Source organism: Lentzea sp. NPDC005914 (assembly GCF_040629405.1).
Taxonomy (GTDB): domain Bacteria; phylum Actinomycetota; class Actinomycetes; order Mycobacteriales; family Pseudonocardiaceae; genus Lentzea.
In genome coordinates this window covers 1-17,900 of the sequence record NZ_JBEXVQ010000047.1, presented here as the reverse complement: position 1 = coordinate 17,900, position 17,900 = coordinate 1, and the positions used below count along the sequence as shown (strand labels likewise).

Below are 17,900 nucleotides of genomic sequence, written 5' to 3'. Positions count from 1 at the left end.
ACGCTGTCAGGACGACAAGTACCTACTATTTTGTCAGGTACCCACCTTTTGGTAAGGATCCAGCATGCTGCCTCGGAAGTACTCCTGCGGACTCGACGCGGCGATCGACGTGATCGGCGGCCGGTGGAAGGCGCTGATCCTGTGGGCGCTGCACCACGGCCCGGTGCGCACGGGCGACCTGCGCCGGTCCGTGTCCGGAATCAGCGAGAAGATGCTGATCCAGGTGCTGCGCGAGATGGAGGCTGACGAACTGGTGCACCGCGAGGTGTTCCACGAGGTGCCGCCTCGCGTCGAGTACTCGTTGACTCCCCTGGGCGTTCGACTCAACGAGGCGCTGCTGCCGTTGGGCGACTGGGGCGAGGACAACATGCAGGCGATCGCGCGCCGCCGCGGCGTGGAGCCGGCGCCTAGGCATTGAGCAGCAGGCGTTCCGACCACTTCGGCAGCTCGTAACCACGAGCCACGGCGGCTTCCCTGACGCGCACCCGGAGCGGGCCGGGCAACCGTGCCACGTCCAGCCGCTGCTTGATCCTGCTGCTGCCCACGAGCAGAAGGCGGGCCGCGGCCGCGTCATGACGTTCGCCGGCCCGCGGGTCCTCGAGCGCGGCGATGATCTCCGCGATCGGCGTCTCGCGCAGGATCAGGCCCGGAACGTCCTCGTAAGGCGGGTACATCGACGGTTTGCCGACTCCGGCAGCGGACCAGGCCAGCAGCTGCAGCACGCGGGTGACGGAATCGAGGCCCTGCAACCGCTTGCGCGCCTCGATCACGTGACTGGAGTCGTCCGCCATCGCCCAGTGGCCGACCAGGTCCCCCGCCATCTCCTCCAACGCGGGCGGCATCGCGGCGATCCACGCCAGGCGCTCAGGCCGTTCACTGTTGCTGTTCGACAAGTACGGCAGGCCGTGCTCTCCCAGCCAGCGCAACAACTCCGCGCCGTCCGCGAGTTCCCCGTGGCCGCTGTCCCACTGCCAGTTGAGCGACACCCCGTGGTGCGCCACGACCTCGGTGAGCGGCTCGCCCCGCACGTCGAAGAACTCGAACCGGAACTGGCCGCGACAGGCGCACACGTAGCCCGGCAACGAGCCGATCCTCATGGCCGCCCGCAGCCGATCGCGGTCCTCGGCCCGGGACAGGTCGACGACGATCTCGCCGTACCACTCGATCTCGGAGATCCGGACGCTCGCGGCATCGCGCAGAACGTCGTCCAGCGCGGTGAGGCTCATCGCTCGAGATAGACGACAGTCGCGTCGTCGGAAACCTTCTTGCGCGGCCAATCGACGGTCTTGGCGTCTTCCTTTTCGACCGCGCGCATTTTGCGGATCAGATCGTCCGGCCCGTTCGCCGTCATCAGTTCGAGCGCCTTGGGCCAATCGAAGAGATTGAACAGATCGACCGCACGCGCGGCGCCATCGGAGAGGATCGCGACCCGCTTGACGTCCTGCAGCGGGATTTCCCCGGTGAGCGCGTGCTCGACGTCGCCGGCGTTCGCACCGGCCGTGCGGTTGGTGCTCGTGTCGCTCACGACGTGCAGCTCGCGCTTGGTGTCGACCACGACGGTGGCGTCACCGAGCACCAGATACCGCAGCACGTCGTCCTTGATCTGGACGAGGCCCACGGTCGCGCTGGGGCTGTCGGGATGATCGAGATCGCAGCTGCCCGAATGCAGCTCACGGGTCTGCTTGATGGCCTCTGCCAGCGCCGGAGCGGGCCCGAGGTGCGCGAACCGCAGCAGTTCCGCGGCCAACTGGTCGGCGAACCAGCCGACACCGTGCTCGCAGCCGTTCTCCTCTTTCGCCGTCACCCCGTCGAGCACGGCGAGCAGGTTCGGCCCGACGAGCGCGCGGTCCTCGCTCGGCGCGGTCGCCCGTCCCGCCTCGGTTGCCATCTGCGTGCGCACAGCGTCCCCCTCTGCACCAACACCGGATGTACGACGATGGGCCTCCGACCTGTCCGGTCGGAGGCCCATCGGTCCTGCGTGGCGGGCAGAGGATTCGAACCTCTGTAGCTTTCGCGACGGATTTACAGTCCGCTCCCATTGGCCGCTCGGGCAGCCCGCCCCACACCGCCGTAACGGTGCGGGCAGAACGATACATAACCCCGTCGAGAACACTCAAATCGGGGTACCCCAGTAGCATCGACGCTGGCTGTGACCCCGAGAGCGTTGAGGAGTGAAGTCGTGGCAGACCCGTCGTTCGACGTGGTGAGCAAGGTGGACCGGCAGGAGGTCGACAACGCGCTCAACCAGGCGGCCAAGGAGCTGAGCACGCGCTTCGACTTCCGCGGTACCAACACCACCGTGGCCTGGGCCGGTGAGGAGGCGATCGCCTTCACCTCGGAGACCGAGGAGCGCTGCAAGGCGGCGATCGACGTCTTCCAGGAGAAGCTGGTCAAGCGCAACATCTCGATGAAGGCGTTCGAGATCGGCGAGCCCGCGGTGTCCGGGAAGGTGTTCAAGGTCACGGGAAACCTCGTGCAGGGCATCACCTCGGAGAAGGCCAAGGAGATCGCCAAGAAGATCCGCGAAGAGGCACCCAAGGGCGTCCAGGCCCAGATCCAGGGTGACCAGCTGCGGGTGTCGGGCAAGAAGAAGGACCACCTGCAGGACGTCATCGCCCTGCTGAAGGGCTCCGACTTCGGGATTGCCCTGCAGTTCACGAACTACCGGTGAAGGGCATCGTCTTAGCCGGTGGCAGCGGGACCCGCCTGCACCCGATCACGCAGGCGGTCTCCAAGCAGCTGCTGCCGGTCTACGACAAGCCGATGATCTACTACCCGCTGTCGGTCCTCATGCTGGCCGGCATTCGCGAGGTGCTGATCATCTCCACGCCGGTGGACCTGCCGCACTTCCGGCGGTTGCTGGGCGACGGATCGCAGTGGGGCATGAGCTTCTCCTACGCCGAGCAGGCCGCGCCCAACGGTCTCGCGGAGGCGTTCGTCATCGGCGCGGACTTCGTCGGCGACGACGACGTGGCGCTGGTGCTGGGCGACAACATCTTCTACGGCCAGGGTTTCGCGTCGACGCTGCAGCAGCACGCGTCCTCTTTGGACGGATGCGTGCTGTTCGGGTACCAGGTGAAGGACCCCGAGCGGTACGGCGTGGGCGAGGTCGACTCGACCGGCACGCTGCTCTCCATCGAGGAGAAGCCCGCGAAGCCGAAGTCGAACAGGGCGATCACCGGGCTCTACTTCTACGACAACGGTGTGGCGGACATCGCGTCGAAGCTCAAGCCGTCGCCGCGCGGCGAGCTGGAGATCACCGACGTCAACCTGCACTACCTGCGCGAGGGCCGGGCGCGGCTGGTGGACCTGAGCCGCGGGTTCGCGTGGCTCGACACCGGCACGCACGACTCGCTGGTCGAGGCCGGGCAGTTCGTGCAGGTGCTGGAGCACCGGACCGGCGTGCGCATCGCGTGTCCCGAAGAGATCGCGCTGCGCATGGGCTTCATCTCCGCTCAGGAGTGCTACGCGCTCGGCGAGAAGCTGGGCAAGTCCGGGTACGGCGAGTACCTCATGGCCGTGGCGAAGACCGCACGTTAGCGGCGCGCCATCTCCTCCAGCCTGCGGATGCGGTCGGCGATCGGCGGGTGGGTCGAGAACCACTTCGCGAACTGCTCCCCCGAGCGGAACGGGTTCGCGATCATCAGGTGGCTCTGCGACACCACCTCCGGCTCCGGTGCGAGCGGCGCCGCCCGCGTTCCCAGCTCGATCTTGCGCAGCGCGTTCGCCAGCGCCAGCGGGTCGCCGGTGAGCTGCGAGCCGGACTCGTCGGCCTGGAACTCGCGCGACCGGCTCACGGCCAGGCGCACGACGGTGGCCGCGATCGGGCCGAGCAGCGCGATCAGCAGCAACCCCAACGGACCTGGGCCGTCGTCGTCATCGCCGAAACCGAAGATGCCGGCGAGCAGGGCCAGGTTCGCGAGCATCGTGATCACGGCGGCCAGCGCGCCGGCCACGCAGCTGATCAGGATGTCGCGGTTGTAGACGTGGGCGAGCTCGTGGCCGAGAACCGCGCGCAGCTCGCGTTCGTCCAGCAGCTCCAGGATGCCCGTGGTGCAGCACACGGCGGCGTTGCGCGGGTTGCGGCCCGTCGCGAACGCGTTCGGTGCGATGGTCGGGCTCAGGTAGAGCCTCGGCATGGGCTGGCGCGCCTTCTGCGACAGCTCACGCACCAACGCGTAGAGCACGGGCTGTTCGACCTGGGACACAGGTACTGCGCGCATCGCACGCAGCGCGAGCTTGTCGGAGTTGAAGTACGCGTAGGCGTTCACGCCCAAGGCCAACACCAGGCCGATGACCAGTGCCGTCCGGCCGAACAGCCCGCTGACCACCACGATCAGCGCGCTCATCCCGCCGAGCAGTACGGCCGTCTTCAACCCGTTGAAGTGCTTGTGCACGGTTTTCGCCTCCGGGTTTTACGTCCTACCCCTCAACGAACCAGGCCTCCTGCCAGTTCCGGTCGCGGTTTCCGGGGCGGCCTCCGCGGCCGGGTCGAGCGGTGGTGGCGGCGGTACCTTCTCGACCCACGTGGCCAGCACGTCCCGTTCGTGGACCAGCTCCGCCACGGCGCCGTCGCCCTCGATCGACCCCGTTCCCGGATAGCCGAACTCCGGTGCCCAGTGCAGGGCGTCGAACGGGCAGACCTCGACGCAGATGCCGCAGTACAGACACTGGCCGTAGTCGATCGCGAACCGGTCGAGCACGTTGCGGCTGCGCGGCCTTGCGCTTCCGGGCTGCTGCTCGACCTCGGTGTGGCTCGTGATGTGGATGCACCAGTCAGGACACTCGCGCGCGCAGATCATGCAGACAGTGCAGTTGGCGTCCAACAGCGCGATGACGCCCCTTGAACGCGGCGGAAGGTCGGTCACTGGTTCTCCTCCTCGCGGCGCGGGCCCCACGACGGGTCGGGCACGCCAGGTGGTGCGGTGCGGCGGCGACTCGGGGCGCTCGTGTTGTCCTCGCCCGGCTCCAGCGCACCCGGCCAGGGGCGCACGACGCGTGAGGCCAGCACGAAGTCCTTGCGCAGCGGATGGCCTTCGAAGCTGTCGGGCAGCAGCAGGTGCTCAGGCTCGCTGCCGACGGCGATGCCGAACATCTCCGCGGCCTCGCGCTCGTGCCACCGCGCGCCCTTCCAGAGGTGGGCGACGCTCGGCAGCGCGTCGGTCTCGCCGATCTCCGTCCGCAGCATCACGCCTTCGCGCGTCCGCGGGTCGATGACGTGCAGGAACACCGCGTGCCGCTGCCCGGCCGCGCCCGGCCTGCCCGCGTCCTCGACACCCAGCCAGTCGAACATGACGTAGCCGTTGCCGTGCTGCGCTGTTGCCGTCGCGAGCCAGTCGGCGAGCTCGACGTGGTGGATCGTCTGACCGAAAGCGGTCTTCGGGGTCGTCATGCGTTCACCAGCCCGTGCAGAGCCTTGAGGCCTTCGAGCAGCGCTTCGGGACGTGGCGGACAGCCCGGAACGGCGACGTGGACCGGCAGTGCCTGGTCGATGCCCTTGGTGACGCAGTAGGAGTCCCAGTACGGGCCGCCGGTGTTGCTGCAGGCGCCCACGGAGATCACGTAACGCGGTTCGGGCATGGCCTCGAAACTGCGGATCACAGCGGGCAACATGGCGTCCGTGACGGTGCCGGAGACGACGAGAACGTGGGCCTCGCCCGCGCCGGCGACCGGCGTGACGCCGAGGGCAGGAAGGCGGTCGAGAGCTGCCATCACTTCGACTCCGCAGCAAGCGAGCCCGAGTTCGAGGACGGTGACCCGGTAGGTGGTGCCCCAGTTCAGGACAACACTGTCCGGGCGAGCGGAAACGGTCACAACCAGCGAGGGTAATACTTGGGGGCCCACCAGCTTGCGCCTGGCGGACCCCCACCCCCCAATGATTCCCCCCGGAATCGGCTCCCACGCGTGGTCGCCGCGGATAGCTTTGTACACCGCACGATAAGAGTCCAGAGATTTACGAACAGGATCTGCAGATCATTTCCCTGCGAAATGCGGTCAAGTTCAGTTCAACTGATCGGTAGAACATCAGAGAGGGTTCCGATGTCCGGCTCGTCCCAGTTGGTGCTCCCCACGAGCACCTCCCTGCACCGCCTGCTGAACATGCCCGGCGCTCTCCTGGATACCACGATGGACCAGCTCAGGACGCTGTTGACCGTTCACGAGACCAGGTCGGCGCTGCGGGCGGCACGGGCGTTGGGACGCGAGCAGTCGAGCGTGCAGAAGCAGCTGGACACGTTGAACAGGAACTTCCAGGAACTGTGCGGCGAACAGCTGGTGGTGAAGCAGGGACGCGGAAAAGACGTGCTGTTCACGCAGACCGGTGAGTCGCTCGTCGAATTGGCGCGGGACACGCTCGCGGAGTGGCTCGACGGAATTCACGAGTGCCGCCGCAAGCTCGGCACGACCGTCACCGTCGGCACCACGCGATACATGCTCGACACGCTCGCGAAGGCGTGGCACCACGTCGCCGACGAGTTCCGCGAGCGCGACGTGGACCTCAAGGTCGTGCACATCCGCACCAAGGACATCTGGACGAAGCTGGACACGCAGGAGGTCGACGTGGTGTGCGGCAGCGTCGTGACGCGGGCCGGCGCGGGGTGGGAGCGACCCGAGTTCGACGTGATCGAGTGGCGGCGCGGCGGCCTGGCGTTGCTGACGAACCTGCCGCCGACGGTCGTCGGTGACCGGGTGCGAGTGCCGTCGTTGCGCTCGGTGCCGCTGGTGGTGCCGGGGGCCGGGTTGATCGCCGAGTTCCTGCGCGGCTGGTTCGGGCCCGACTACCGCCAGGGGCTCGACATCGCGGCCGAGATCGACGAGATCCAGTACGGCATCTCCCTGCTGCGCTCGAACCTCGTCCAGGGAGCCATGATCGTCACGTCTGGTTTGGGCGTGGTGGCGTCGAACAACGAGCTCCGGGAGGGCGGAGGGCTCCGCGTCGTCGAGCTCTCAGATGACTCGCTGGAGCGGCTTGTGGGCGTTTTCGCCCGAACGGACGAGCTGTCGAAGCATCCGGCCGATCATCCGTTGAACCTGCTGTGGTCGGCCTTCAAAGCAGAAGCGCCCCGGCCGTAGCCGAGGCGCTCACTGTCCTTACTTCACTTCTTCGCGGGTGTCATGGCGTCGTGCTCAGGCCTCCGCTGTTCGACTTTGGGACGTTGCTGGGCTTTGGCCATCTTGGCCAGCCAGCTCGTCGCCTCCGAGCGGATCTTCGCCAGCTCGTCGTCGCGTGCCTGTTGCTCGTTCATCGGCCACTCCCTGCGTTCGGGGATCGCTTCGATGGGAGCACTACCGGGCGTGTGCCCGCTAGGGCCGCCATGCTTGTGGGTGAACCTGATTGACAGCATCGCTCGCCGATAGGTTTCGCGCACCCCGACACGGCGCAATTGGCGCCTTTAGTACCCCCGGTACCCGCCACCCAGGCCGATGCTGACCAAACCCGGGTGGTTCTGGAAGCCGCCGTAGCGCGCGTACGTGTAGCGCACGCCGGCGATGATGTTGTCGACCGGCGCGAGGATGTTGTCGTAACCGGGCAGCTTGTACGCGCGGAACGTCGGGTCGATGCACTGCATGAGGCCCTTGGACGGCGTGCCGCGCAGAGCGTTGGAGTCCCAGTTGTTGACGGCGTTGGGGTTGCCGTTCGACTCCTTCATGATGATCGTGTAGATCGCCTCGACGCTGCCGTTGTCGATGTTCGTGCCGTTGGCCTGCAGGACCTTGATGGCTTCCTTGATCCAGCCCTCGACCTCGCGCTGCTTCGCGGGCTTGCGCATCTCGATCAGACGCTCGGCCTCGGCCTTCGCAGCCGCCTCGCGCTGGGCGTGGGCGTCCGCGGCGACCTTCGTGGCCTGCTCGAACGTCTGCTGCGCGTACATCTGCTGGAACTGCAGCAGACGGCCGACCTCTCCACCGGGGTTCACGTCGTGGATGGTCTGGATGTTCTTGGCCTGCTGGTCGGGGAGAGCGCCCAGCTCGGCCGCACCCGAGGCGAGCTCCGTGGCGGAGCCGCTGGTGGCAGCGTTGGCGATGGCGGCGGTGCCGGCGGCGACACCTGCTGCGACGACGATCGCGCTCACGCGGTGAGCGAGCGGAACCTTGTCGTCCTCGGCGCGATGCGCACCGATCTTCACTTCTTCGTTGGGCACGACCGTGTACACGGTTCGGCCGGCGGCCTTGCTGTGCCGGGCCAAGGGGGAGCCTCCTGCGTCGGGGAGCTTGGTCTCCGGCAAACCCGGCGGGGGATTCCAGGCGGACTTTGGACCCTAGTGCTGATGGTTCCTGTGTCCTGCCAGTGACCAAACCGTTATCGGCGGGCGAGAACGTAACCTCGCGTCACGAGCGCAGGCAAGCTTGAGCGCCCGTTGGGTGACTCTCGTCACGTTTCCGATGAGTTGGGCTATCCGTTGCTGACAGACAGTCAGCGAGCCGCTTGCATCCTGCTTAAGTTCATCGTTGCCTCCTGACGAACTGGCGGAGCTGTCTGTTAGTTCGGTGTGAGCCCGGCTCTCGTTATGGGTTACGTCCACGACCACGCGATCGAGTGATGCTGTCACGCTTCGTAGTTGGTTTTGGTTGTGTGGCGCTGACCTGCGCGTTCTTGATCGCTGGACAGCGTTTTCTGCAGTCTGATGAGGGGTACGGAGCGGCGGCCCTTGCGGTTCACGGCACTATGAATCTCATGGGGGACCAAGATCGAGAGGCGGCCCGTCGAGCCGTGCGCGAGGCACGCCTGGAGGCTCAGCGCCCCTGGTGGCAGAAGCGCTTCACGGCATGGCTCTTCTCGGTGCCGTCCCGGTTCTGGCGCTCGCTTCGGTGGTGGGGCGCGGAGCTGAGTGAAGTACTGCTGTGGTGGATCGTCCTGGCCGTTTTGTTCGGCGTCGGCCTGCTCGGCTGGTGGGTGTTCTAGCGGCTCCGCTGCTGTTCGAGAGCCTTGAGCACCCAGTCAGGGCTGTCGCCGGGACTGTCGTTGAACGCGAGCGCGGCGTCCGGCTGGTGCCAGTGCACGAGGTTGACCACGGTCTGGAAGAGCTCCAACAACCCAGGCCCCTTGCGGATGCCACCGCCGACCACGACGGCGTCGTACTTCTTCTGCCTCAGCTTCTCGACAAGCTTGGCCTCGGCAGCGCCGCCCAGCTCGGTGAAGTCGATGAGGACCAGGTCTTCGGTGAGGCCCAGCTCGGCGAAGAGCTTGCTGCCTTGTTCGATGCCTGCGGCGACCGGGGCCGGGTCGAAGCCGGGGATGGTGTGGGGGTCGAAGCCGATCACGAGGATGGTGGGCACCCTGGCGAGGTTAGGCCCCCGGCGCCGTCAGCGAGCCGAAACCGGAGCGACAAGCCGTGCCGTCGACCCGTACGCGGATCTGGAGCGCGCAAGCCTGTGCGCCTTCGACGGCGACGTGATGGCCTGTTTCGTGCCGAAGATGCGGTACGTGCGGTGGGCGCTCGAGATTTGAACGACGAAGGCCCCCGACGGGAGCCTTCGTCCCAGAGCACCTCTAGACGCGGTCGCCCACCTGGTCGACGAACCCGGTCGCGTCCAGCGGCTCGTTCTTCGTGCCGAGGTACTCGTAGGTGTCCTTGTCGAACACGATCACCGTCGGCTGGGCCTCGGGCAGCGACCCCTCCGGTACCGGCCAGCTGATCCCGATCCCGGGACGGCCGGACGAGACGTTCTGCACCACCGTCAGCCCCGGCACGCGGGTCGCCGCCTCGAACAACGCGGCCCGCTGCGGCCCCGGCAGGTACGCGCCGCTGAACATGGCCAGCACGTCCTTGCCGTACGAGTTGACCGATCGGCCCTTGTCGTCACCCTGCAAGAACTTCAGCATGTCGTCGGCCGTGGCGGGCAGATCGTCCCGGTACGCGCGGCGTGGCGTGCACTCCTCGGTCGCGCCCGTCGGCCGGTCGTACTTGTCGCGCACCTTGCTGCGGCCGTCGACGCAGCCGGACGTGGTGGTCTGCGTGGAGTTCCCGCTGGTGCTGATCCGGCCATCACGGGTGCCGTCGACCGAGAACCAGGCCTCATACTCGCCCCTGCGCAGGTAGTAGAACTGGTCGGGCCGAGGCACCTCGTCGGGCTTCGAACGGACTGCCGCGGCGGCGTGGTTCAGCAACTGCACGGCGGTTTCCACCGGGGCAGTGGGAGCGGCGTCGGTCGAGTCCGGTGAGTCGGAGGGCAGCACCATCGCCACGGCGGCGACCGATGCCGCCGCGGTGAGCGTGGCAATGGCGATGATCCCGGCGCGACCACGCTTGGGCGGTTTCATGCCCGCCACGAACTGCGCACGTGCGGCCGCCAACTGGTCGGCGGACTTGAGCGGGGTCTCGTCCAGTTCCCGGACGAGCTGAAGGTCATCCATTGTTGAGCAGCTCCTCGACCTCGGTGTGGTTGTCGGTTCCCAACGCTTCCCGGACCTTGCGGCGAGCCCGGTTCAGCCGGGACCGCACCGTGCCCACCGGAATCGCCAGCGCCTCGGCGACCTCGAGATAGCTGAGCTGTTCCCACGCGACCAGCAGCAGCACGTCCCTGTCCTCGATGGACAACGCCGCCATCGCACCGGTCAACATGGACCGCATGGCCTGCGCGGTGACATCCGCGGCCACCCGGTCGGCGTGGTCACCCACGTAGGTCCCGACCAAGTGCGTCCGATACCGGCGCACCTCCTCCCGCCTGTGCTGACCGACCAGGTTGGTGGCGATGCCGTACAACCACGGCCGGACGTCTGGGCGAGACGTGTCGTAGCGCGCCCGCTTGGAGAAGGCCACGAGGAACGTCTCGGCGAGCAGGTCGTCGGCGGCCTGCTGACCGAGGCGCCGGGCGAGGTAGCGCTGGATGTGCGGTGCGTGCCGGTCGAAGATCAGAGCGAACTTCTCGGGCACGTGCAGCGACGCCTCGATGAGCTCCGCGTCGGTTGCTGTCATGGTGGCCTTTCGAGCGAAGGGTCTTCGCCCTGTTATCAGCAGAACGGCGCGGACGAGTTCACGGCGCTGAGCGCAGGTCCATCGTGCGGCCCCTAGATGCGGCCTCTCGGATCGGGCCAGGTGAGAGCAGCTACGTCACCCAAAAGAGGAAATCTATGGTGGCGGAGGTAGACATCCTCTCCCGTTGGCATGTACAGTTCTCCTCGTTGGCCGAGAGATAACATGGCACGGGAGATGACGAACTACCCGTGAGCAAGACGGTCAGGTGTGCCGGAGCTGAAGTTGGAGCTCCAGGCAGGTGACCAAGGGCCGCCGGCGAGCAGTGACGCAGTGCGCAAGAAGATCGGAGCCGGTGGCTGCACGATCAGCAAGACGCAGTTGAAGTTGCAAGTGCAAGACAGTCATTTGCCGGAGCCAAGCAGCAAAAAGGCTCGGTAGGTGACCAAGGGCAGTCGGCGAGGTGAGTCCGGCATGTGCGTGATGTCCGGTGCCGATTGCCACGTGAGAAAAGGAAAATCAGTACCCAGAGGAGAAGGGAAGGGTTGCACACCATCGGATCGCCCGCCTTCGGCTGAACTCCGCCGAACGGGTACCGCAGTTCCATCAGATTGGAAGGTGGTCTTCGGTTACGCACACGCGATCCCCGCAGTGCCCGCTCCGAACAATGGGCACGCGGACAGAGGAAGCCGATCTCACGGTCGGCTAGGTGGAAGTGAACCCAACAACCCTTGGGGCCCCGGTGCTTCGGCGCCGGGGCCCCTCGTGATGTGGAGGCGCGATGACCCCTGACACCAACAAACCTGCGGACCACGAACCGCAGACCACAGCAGAGAGGTTCGACGACGAGCACTACCCCGCCTACTCGATGGGCCGGGCCGCGGAACTGCTCAACACCTCGGCGAACTTCCTGCGCAGCCTGGATGAGGCGAAACTCATCGAGCCACAGCGCTCGTCCGGCGGTCACCGCCGCTACAGCCGCCATCAACTGCGCCTGGCCGCCCGCGTACGCGCGCTGGTCGACCAGGGCACAGGCTTGGATGCGGCATGCCGCATCGTCACGCTGGAAGACCAGCTCGAGGAAGCTCAGGCGCTCAACGCCAAGCTCACACCGCCGTCAACGCCTGACGAGCCTTATCCGCCGCTGCAAAGCGTGTGACCGATTCGAGGATCGGGTCGTCGATGCGGGAGGTCGACGGAACGCCTCCACGCGACTGATCTGCGCTGGCGAAAGCTGGATCAGCTTTCACCGAGCGCAGGTCAAGCCGTGGGCGTGTCGATTATTCCTATCCGCAATGCGGCGTCTAGACATGAGATCTGGTGACTCAACGCCAGCCGAGCAGAGATGCGTCTATGACACTTGCAGTTCAGCAGCGGCCAATCAACGCCACGGTCTACAGGCGTTCCCGCAGCTGATGTCGCGGAGCGGGCGGGCCATAAGATCGACGTCCGGTTGAAGGTCTACGCGAAAGGTTCGCGACGGCTAGAGGGACAGTCCAATGACAAGATCGACGGAACCGGTCAGTGACGGAGATCGCCTGACCTCAGACGCAGATCTGCGCTGGTGAAGGCCTGTTTGAGGTCTCCAACCAGCGCAGATCCATCGACTGCGTGGGCGAGGTCAGCCGCGCAGTTCCATCGTGCAGCACTTCGGGCCGCCGCCCGACTTGCGCAACTCCGAGATGTCCACCAGCACCGGCTCGAACCCGCGGCGCGCCACCTGCTCGGCCAGGTGAGTGGCCTCCAGGGGCATGACGACGTGCTTGCCGTCGGACACCGCGTTCAGGCCCAGGCAGACCGCGTCGGCGTCGTTGGCGATCACGGCGTCCGGGAACAGGCGGCGGAGCACCTGCTGCGAACCCGGCGAGAACGCTTCCGGGTAGTAGGCGACCAGGGGGGACGGGGACTGGTCGTCGAGCATGAACAGGGCTACGTCCAGGTGGTAGAAGCGCGGGTCTACCAGTTGCAGGGAGACGACTGGGACGCCCAGAACTTCCTGCGCCTCGCCGTGGGCGTGGGGGTCGGTGCGGAAACCCGTGCCGGCCAGCAGTAGTGAGCCGGTCCAGGTGAAGTCGCCCTCGGCCTCGTTCACCGCGGTGGGCATGACCACGGACTTGTAGCCGGCGCCCAGGAACCAGCGGCGGAAGTGGTCGGCTTCGGCCGAGCGCTGGTCGGCCCTGAAGCGCGAGCCCAGGACTCGGCCGTCGATGACCGTGCCGCTGTTGGCCGAGAAGACCATGTCCGGCAGGCCGGCTACTGGCTCGATGACCTGTACGTCGTGGCCCAGGCGTTCGTAGGTTTCCTTCAGCGCGGTCCACTGCTCCACTGCCAGCGAGGTGCTGGTGGGCTGAGTGGGATCCATCCACGGGTTGATGGCGTACTCCACCGTGAAGTACGTCGGCGGGCACATGAGGTACCGACGGGTGGTCGGCATGCGCGTCGGCGCTAGGGGCTGAGCGATGTCTAGCGTGATCGGCTCGCCGGGCCCGGAGATGGATACGGTCATGGATCGAAATGTAAATCCCATGTGGACCCTCGATCAACGCCGCGACATTGCGTTAACTAGGGCAGAATGTTGCGTGTGGACAGCATCGACCAGCGAATCATTTCGTGTCTCATGGCCAACGCCCGATCCAGCTACGCGGAGATCGGCAAAGAGGTCGGGTTGAGCGCCCCCGCTGTGAAGCGGCGGGTGGACAAACTCCTGGACAACGGGGTGCTCAGGGGGTTCACGGCCGTCGTGGATCCCGAGGCGCTCGGGTGGGGTACTGAGGCGTTCGTGGAGGTGCACTGCAAGGGGAACGTGGCGCCGCACGACATCCAGCACCGGTTGGAGCCGATGGCCGAGGTCAGCGCGGCTTACACGGTGTCCGGGGCGGCGGACGCGATCGTGCACCTGCGGGCCGCGGACATCCATCACCTGGAGACGGCGCTCGAGAGGCTCAGGGCCGTCGAGATCATCGACCGGACGGTGTCCACGGTGGTGCTGTCGCGGCTGCTGGATCGGCCGCTGGCACCCTAGGGGCCATGGCTGAGGTTCTGCTGGAGCTCGACGACTCCATCGCCGTGATCACGATCAACGATCCGGAGCGGCGCAACGCACTGACGATCGACCTGTCCAACGAGCTGGCGGACAAGGTCGAGCAGGCGGAACGAGAGGCCAACGCGCTGATCGTCACGGGTGCTCCGCCGGCGTTCTGCGCGGGCGCGGACCTCACGCAGCTCGGCAACTCCAAGGACGAAGGCCTCAGGAACATCTACCGAGGGTTCCTTGCGGTGGCCAACGCCACTATTCCCACCATCGCGGCGGTCAACGGGGCCGCGGTGGGTGCTGGACTGAACCTCGCGCTCGCGGCGGACTTGAGGATCGCTGGGCCGAAAGCGCGGTTCGACGCGCGGTTCCTGCAGCTCGGGATCCATCCCGGCGGCGGCATGACGTGGATGTTGCAGAAGATCACCAACGTGCAGACGGCGACGGCCATGACGCTCTTCGGACAGATCTTGGACGCGGACCAGGCGTTGAAGACCGGACTCGTCTACGCAACCGCCGAAGACCCACTCGCAGTAGCAAAAGAGCTGGCCAAGGCGGCTGCCGAGGCGCCGGGAGCACTCGTGCGGACCATCAAGGCGACGATGCGGACGACCGATGCAATGCACGACCACGCGGACGCGGTGGAGACCGAGCTGCGGCCACAGGTCGCTTCGATCGACACTCCAGAGTTCGCTGCCAGGCTGGCCGCGATGAAGGCTCGGATCAGCGGTCGTTAGGTGTTACCTTGAGTAACAGGTATTGAGGGTGACGTGTGCCGCATTCGGGTATCCGCTGGTAGTGCTGTGCTTACCGTTTAGTTAAGGACCCGGTACGGCAGATGGGACAGTTTGTCTCGCCTAGTGGTACGCGGCCGGTCTGGGAGGCGGTCCTGGCGACTACCCTCGATGTGGGGCACAGCCACCCTTGGAGAGAGGTATCGGCGTAGGAATGAGCACTGAGACCCGCAAGCTGGATCGCGTCGTGATCCGCTTCGCCGGCGACTCCGGTGACGGTATGCAGCTCACCGGAGACCGGTTCACGTCGGAAGCGGCGGCGTTCGGCAACGACCTCGCCACGCAGCCCAACTTCCCCGCCGAGATCCGCGCACCACAGGGCACCCTCCCCGGCGTTTCGTCGTTCCAGCTCCACTTCGCCGACTACGACATCCTGACGCCCGGTGACCGCCCGGACGTGCTCGTGGCGATGAACCCCGCCGCGCTCAAGGCGAACGTCGTCGACCTGCCGGACGGCGGCATCCTCATCGTCAACACCGACGAGTTCACCAAGCGGAACCTGACGAAGGTCGGGTACGACTCGAACCCGCTCGAGGACGACTCGCTCGAGAAGTTCCAGGTGCACAAGGTCGCCATGGCGACGATGACCATCGGTGCGCTCGAGGAGACCGGGCTCGGCAAGAAGGACGCGGAACGCGCGAAGAACATGTTCGCGCTCGGCCTTCTGTCGTGGATGTACCACCGGCCGACCGAGGGCACGGAACGGTTCCTGCGCGAGAAGTTCGCGAAGAAGCCGGACATCGCCGAGGCCAACGTCCTGGCGTTCCGCGCCGGCTACTACTACGGCGAGACCACGGAAGCCTTCGCTGTCACGTACGAAGTGGCGCCCGCGAAGCTGAACGTCGGCACGTACCGCCAGATCACCGGCAACACGGCGACGGCGTACGGCATCGTCGCGGCGGCGCAGCGCTCCGGCCTGCCCGTCGTGCTCGGCACGTACCCGATCACGCCGGCGTCGGACATCCTGCACGAGCTCAGCAAGCACAAGAACTTCGACATCACGACCGTGCAGGCCGAGGACGAGATCGCGGGCATCGGCATCGCCCTCGGCGCGTCCTACGGCGGTGCGATCGGCGTGACGTCGACGTCCGGCCCCGGCATCGCGCTGAAGTCCGAGACCATCGGCCTCGCGGTGATGACCGAACTGCCGCTGCTCGTGATCGACGTGCAGCGCGGTGGCCCGTCCACCGGTCTGCCGACGAAGACCGAGCAGGCCGACCTGCTGCAGGCGATGTTCGGCCGCAACGGCGAGTCGCCGGTGCCGATCGTCGCGCCGCAGTCGCCGTCGGACTGCTTCGGCGCCGTGCTCGACGCGACCCGCATCGCGCTGAAGTACCGCACTCCGGTGCTGTTCCTCTCCGACGGCGCGATCGCGAACGGCTCCGAGCCGTGGCTGATCCCGGACGTCGACTCGCTGCCGGACCTGTCAGTCGAGTTCGCGACGGACCCGGAGAACTTCCAGCCGTACTCACGTGATCCCGAGACGCTGGCCCGTCCGTGGGCGGTGCCCGGTACCCCTGGTCTGCAGCACCGCATCGGCGGTCTGGAGAAGCAGGACGTCACCGGCAACATCTCCTACGACCCGGAGAACCACGACCGGATGGTCCGCCTGCGCCAGGCCAAGATCGACGGCATCGAGGTGCCGGACGTCGAGGTCGACGACCCGTCGGGCGAGGCGAAGGTCCTGGTCGTCGGCTGGGGCTCGTCCTACGGCCCGATCGGCGCGGCCGCCCGCCGCGTCCGCAAGCTGGGTCTGCCGGTCGCGCACGCGCACCTGCGGCACCTCAACCCGTTCCCGAAGAACCTGGGCGAGGTGCTCCGCGGGTACGACAAGGTGATCGTGCCGGAAATGAACCTGGGCCAGCTGGCGTTGCTGTTGAGGGCGAAGTATCTGGTGGACGCGATGTCGTACACCAAGGTGCAGGGCTTGCCGTTCAAGGCGGAAGAGCTGCAGGACGTGCTCGCTGACGTGATCAAGGGGGTGTCGGCGTGACTGCGATCGACCTCGGGATTCCGGGACTGACCGGAGTTCCCACCACCGACGAGAAGCAGACGGCCAGGGACTACAAGTCGGACCAGGAAGTCCGCTGGTGCCCCGGCTGCGGCGACTACATCGTGCTCAACACCATGCAGTCGTTCCTGCCGTCGCTCGGTCTGAAGCGCGAGAACATCGTGTTCGTCTCGGGCATCGGGTGCTCGTCCCGCTTCCCGTACTACATGAACACCTACGGCATGCACTCCATCCACGGCCGTGCGCCGGCCATCGCCACGGGTCTCGCCGTGTCGCGGCCGGACCTGAGCGTGTGGGTGGTGACCGGTGACGGTGACGCGCTCTCCATCGGCGGCAACCACCTGATCCACACGTTGCGGCGCAACGTGAACCTCAAGATCCTGCTGTTCAACAACCGGATCTACGGCCTGACCAAGGGCCAGTACTCGCCGACCTCCGAGGAAGGCAAGGTCACCAAGTCGACGCCGGTCGGATCGCTCGACCACCCGTTCAACCCGGTGTCGCTGGCACTGGGCGCGGAGGCCTCGTTCGTGGGCCGGGCACTCGACTCGGACAAGGCGGGTCTGACCTCGGTACTGCGCCAGGCGGCCGAGCACCGCGGTTCGGCGCTCGTCGAGATCTACCAGAACTGCCCGATCTTCAACGACGGCGCGTTCGACGTGCTGAAGGACGCGGACGAAGCACAGCGGCGGATCATCAACGTCGTCGACGGCGAGCCGATCCGCTTCGGTCGTGAGGGCGAGTACTGCGTGACCCGCGAGGGCTTCGGGCTCGCGGTCGCCAAGTCCGCGGACGTGGACGCGAGCGACATCGTCATCCACGACGCGTCGGACCTGAACCTGTCGTTCGCGCTCTCGCGGCTGTCGACGCAGGACCTCACGCACACCGTCACCGGTGTGTTCCGCAGGGCCGACCGTCCGACGTACGACGACAGCGCGCGGGCGCAGGTCAACGAGGCCAAGGCCACGAAGCCCGCGAACCTGAGCAAGCTGTTGCACGGCAAGGACACCTGGACCGTGGTCGGCTGACCCCGGAACACCCGAAAGGCCCCCACCGGCTTGGGTTCTAGGAGTCGTCGCAACACCCTGGTTGAGGGGTTGCGATGGAGTTCGAGATCCGGGACAGGTCGGTCGTTCAGGGCTCTCGTCGGC

The 17,900-nt window shown here is 66.6% G+C and carries 22 protein-coding genes and 1 tRNA gene; 10 read left to right on the top strand and 13 right to left on the bottom strand.

Annotated elements, in window-relative coordinates:
* Window positions 1-64: 64 nt before the first annotated feature.
* A complete protein-coding gene (locus ABZ345_RS41595) occupies window positions 65-418 on the top strand; it encodes a helix-turn-helix domain-containing protein (protein ID WP_359860482.1) in 354 nt (117 codons plus the stop codon).
* Here the strand turns inward: ABZ345_RS41595 and ABZ345_RS41590 are convergent.
* From ABZ345_RS41590 to ABZ345_RS41580, 3 genes are all read right to left on the bottom strand, one after another.
* Window positions 408-1,226: a hypothetical protein gene (locus ABZ345_RS41590; protein ID WP_359860481.1), complete on the bottom strand. Its 819-nt coding sequence runs from the start codon at window positions 1,224-1,226 to the stop codon at window positions 408-410. The genes ABZ345_RS41595 and ABZ345_RS41590 overlap by 11 nt on opposite strands.
* Window positions 1,223-1,900, bottom strand: a complete 678-nt coding sequence (locus ABZ345_RS41585) for a protein phosphatase 2C domain-containing protein (protein ID WP_359860480.1) — start codon at window positions 1,898-1,900, stop codon at window positions 1,223-1,225. The genes ABZ345_RS41590 and ABZ345_RS41585 overlap by 4 nt, the downstream gene beginning before the upstream one ends.
* A gap of 79 nt (window positions 1,901-1,979) precedes the next feature.
* Window positions 1,980-2,060 (bottom strand) — tRNA-Tyr (locus ABZ345_RS41580).
* Between the two features lie 119 nt (window positions 2,061-2,179).
* Between ABZ345_RS41580 and ABZ345_RS41575 the strand changes: the two genes are divergently transcribed.
* Window positions 2,180-2,671 (top strand): YajQ family cyclic di-GMP-binding protein, encoded by a 492-nt coding sequence (locus ABZ345_RS41575; protein WP_359860479.1) that lies wholly within the window; start codon window positions 2,180-2,182, stop codon window positions 2,669-2,671.
* The gene (gene rfbA / locus ABZ345_RS41570) at window positions 2,668-3,540 is read left to right on the top strand and encodes a glucose-1-phosphate thymidylyltransferase RfbA (protein WP_359860478.1); all 873 of its coding nucleotides are present in this window, start codon (window positions 2,668-2,670) and stop codon (window positions 3,538-3,540) included. The genes ABZ345_RS41575 and rfbA overlap by 4 nt, the downstream gene beginning before the upstream one ends.
* On the opposite strand, the gene htpX is transcribed toward rfbA, so the two are convergent.
* The 4 genes from htpX to nuoB are packed head-to-tail and all read right to left on the bottom strand — an operon-like array spanning window position 3,537 to window position 5,814.
* Window positions 3,537-4,397 (bottom strand): zinc metalloprotease HtpX, encoded by an 861-nt coding sequence (htpX, locus tag ABZ345_RS41565; protein ID WP_359860477.1) that lies wholly within the window; start codon window positions 4,395-4,397, stop codon window positions 3,537-3,539. The genes rfbA and htpX overlap by 4 nt on opposite strands.
* A gap of 18 nt (window positions 4,398-4,415) precedes the next feature.
* Entirely contained in the window at window positions 4,416-4,868 is a 453-nt protein-coding gene (locus ABZ345_RS41560; protein WP_359860476.1) for a 4Fe-4S binding protein, read from the bottom strand.
* Window positions 4,865-5,392: an NADH-quinone oxidoreductase subunit C gene (locus ABZ345_RS41555; protein ID WP_359860475.1), complete on the bottom strand. Its 528-nt coding sequence runs from the start codon at window positions 5,390-5,392 to the stop codon at window positions 4,865-4,867. Before ABZ345_RS41555 ends, ABZ345_RS41560 begins: the two co-directional genes overlap by 4 nt.
* Window positions 5,389-5,814, bottom strand: a complete 426-nt coding sequence (gene nuoB / locus ABZ345_RS41550; protein WP_359860474.1) for an NADH-quinone oxidoreductase subunit NuoB — start codon at window positions 5,812-5,814, stop codon at window positions 5,389-5,391. The genes ABZ345_RS41555 and nuoB overlap by 4 nt, the downstream gene beginning before the upstream one ends.
* Before the next feature lie 225 nt (window positions 5,815-6,039).
* Between nuoB and ABZ345_RS41545 the strand changes: the two genes are divergently transcribed.
* Window positions 6,040-7,071 (top strand): LysR family transcriptional regulator, encoded by a 1,032-nt coding sequence (locus ABZ345_RS41545; protein ID WP_359860473.1) that lies wholly within the window; start codon window positions 6,040-6,042, stop codon window positions 7,069-7,071.
* Between the two features lie 23 nt (window positions 7,072-7,094).
* On the opposite strand, the gene ABZ345_RS41540 is transcribed toward ABZ345_RS41545, so the two are convergent.
* On the bottom strand, window positions 7,095-7,244 hold the full coding sequence (locus tag ABZ345_RS41540; protein ID WP_158102858.1) for a hypothetical protein: 150 nt from the start codon (window positions 7,242-7,244) through the stop codon (window positions 7,095-7,097).
* 147 nt (window positions 7,245-7,391) lie between these two features.
* The gene (locus tag ABZ345_RS41535; RefSeq protein WP_359860472.1) at window positions 7,392-8,186 is read right to left on the bottom strand and encodes a transglycosylase SLT domain-containing protein; all 795 of its coding nucleotides are present in this window, start codon (window positions 8,184-8,186) and stop codon (window positions 7,392-7,394) included.
* Between the two features lie 488 nt (window positions 8,187-8,674).
* On the opposite strand from ABZ345_RS41535, the gene ABZ345_RS41530 reads away from it, so the two are divergent.
* On the top strand, window positions 8,675-8,902 hold the full coding sequence (locus ABZ345_RS41530) for a hypothetical protein (RefSeq protein WP_359860471.1): 228 nt from the start codon (window positions 8,675-8,677) through the stop codon (window positions 8,900-8,902).
* Here the strand turns inward: ABZ345_RS41530 and ABZ345_RS41525 are convergent.
* From ABZ345_RS41525 to ABZ345_RS41515, 3 genes are all read right to left on the bottom strand, one after another.
* Window positions 8,899-9,276 (bottom strand): hypothetical protein, encoded by a 378-nt coding sequence (locus ABZ345_RS41525; RefSeq protein ID WP_359860470.1) that lies wholly within the window; start codon window positions 9,274-9,276, stop codon window positions 8,899-8,901. The genes ABZ345_RS41530 and ABZ345_RS41525 overlap by 4 nt on opposite strands.
* Before the next feature lie 214 nt (window positions 9,277-9,490).
* Complete coding sequence (locus tag ABZ345_RS41520; protein WP_359860469.1) at window positions 9,491-10,354, bottom strand: CU044_5270 family protein; 864 nt, start codon at window positions 10,352-10,354, stop codon at window positions 9,491-9,493.
* The gene (locus tag ABZ345_RS41515) at window positions 10,347-10,916 is read right to left on the bottom strand and encodes an RNA polymerase sigma factor (protein WP_359860468.1); all 570 of its coding nucleotides are present in this window, start codon (window positions 10,914-10,916) and stop codon (window positions 10,347-10,349) included. Before ABZ345_RS41515 ends, ABZ345_RS41520 begins: the two co-directional genes overlap by 8 nt.
* Before the next feature lie 778 nt (window positions 10,917-11,694).
* Here ABZ345_RS41515 and ABZ345_RS41510 point away from each other — a divergent pair.
* Window positions 11,695-12,072, top strand: a complete 378-nt coding sequence (locus ABZ345_RS41510; RefSeq protein WP_359860467.1) for a MerR family transcriptional regulator — start codon at window positions 11,695-11,697, stop codon at window positions 12,070-12,072.
* A 462-nt stretch (window positions 12,073-12,534) separates the two neighbouring features.
* On the opposite strand, the gene ddaH is transcribed toward ABZ345_RS41510, so the two are convergent.
* Window positions 12,535-13,347 carry a dimethylargininase gene (gene ddaH, locus ABZ345_RS41505; protein WP_359860531.1) on the bottom strand — a complete coding sequence of 271 codons (813 nt, stop codon included), beginning with the start codon at window positions 13,345-13,347 and terminating at the stop codon, window positions 12,535-12,537.
* 147 nt (window positions 13,348-13,494) lie between these two features.
* Here ddaH and ABZ345_RS41500 point away from each other — a divergent pair, with 147 nt between their 5' ends.
* The 4 genes from ABZ345_RS41500 to ABZ345_RS41485 all read left to right on the top strand — a co-directional run bounded on the left by ABZ345_RS41500 (window position 13,495) and on the right by ABZ345_RS41485 (window position 17,777).
* Window positions 13,495-13,935 carry an Lrp/AsnC family transcriptional regulator gene (locus tag ABZ345_RS41500; RefSeq protein WP_109628898.1) on the top strand — a complete coding sequence of 147 codons (441 nt, stop codon included), beginning with the start codon at window positions 13,495-13,497 and terminating at the stop codon, window positions 13,933-13,935.
* Window positions 13,936-13,940: 5 nt separating this feature from the next.
* Window positions 13,941-14,681 carry an enoyl-CoA hydratase gene (locus ABZ345_RS41495; protein WP_359860466.1) on the top strand — a complete coding sequence of 247 codons (741 nt, stop codon included), beginning with the start codon at window positions 13,941-13,943 and terminating at the stop codon, window positions 14,679-14,681.
* Window positions 14,682-14,892: 211 nt separating this feature from the next.
* Complete coding sequence (locus ABZ345_RS41490) at window positions 14,893-16,731, top strand: 2-oxoacid:acceptor oxidoreductase subunit alpha (protein WP_359860465.1); 1,839 nt, start codon at window positions 14,893-14,895, stop codon at window positions 16,729-16,731.
* The gene (locus ABZ345_RS41485; RefSeq protein ID WP_359860464.1) at window positions 16,728-17,777 is read left to right on the top strand and encodes a 2-oxoacid:ferredoxin oxidoreductase subunit beta; all 1,050 of its coding nucleotides are present in this window, start codon (window positions 16,728-16,730) and stop codon (window positions 17,775-17,777) included. Before ABZ345_RS41490 ends, ABZ345_RS41485 begins: the two co-directional genes overlap by 4 nt.
* Window positions 17,778-17,900 lie beyond the last annotated feature (123 nt).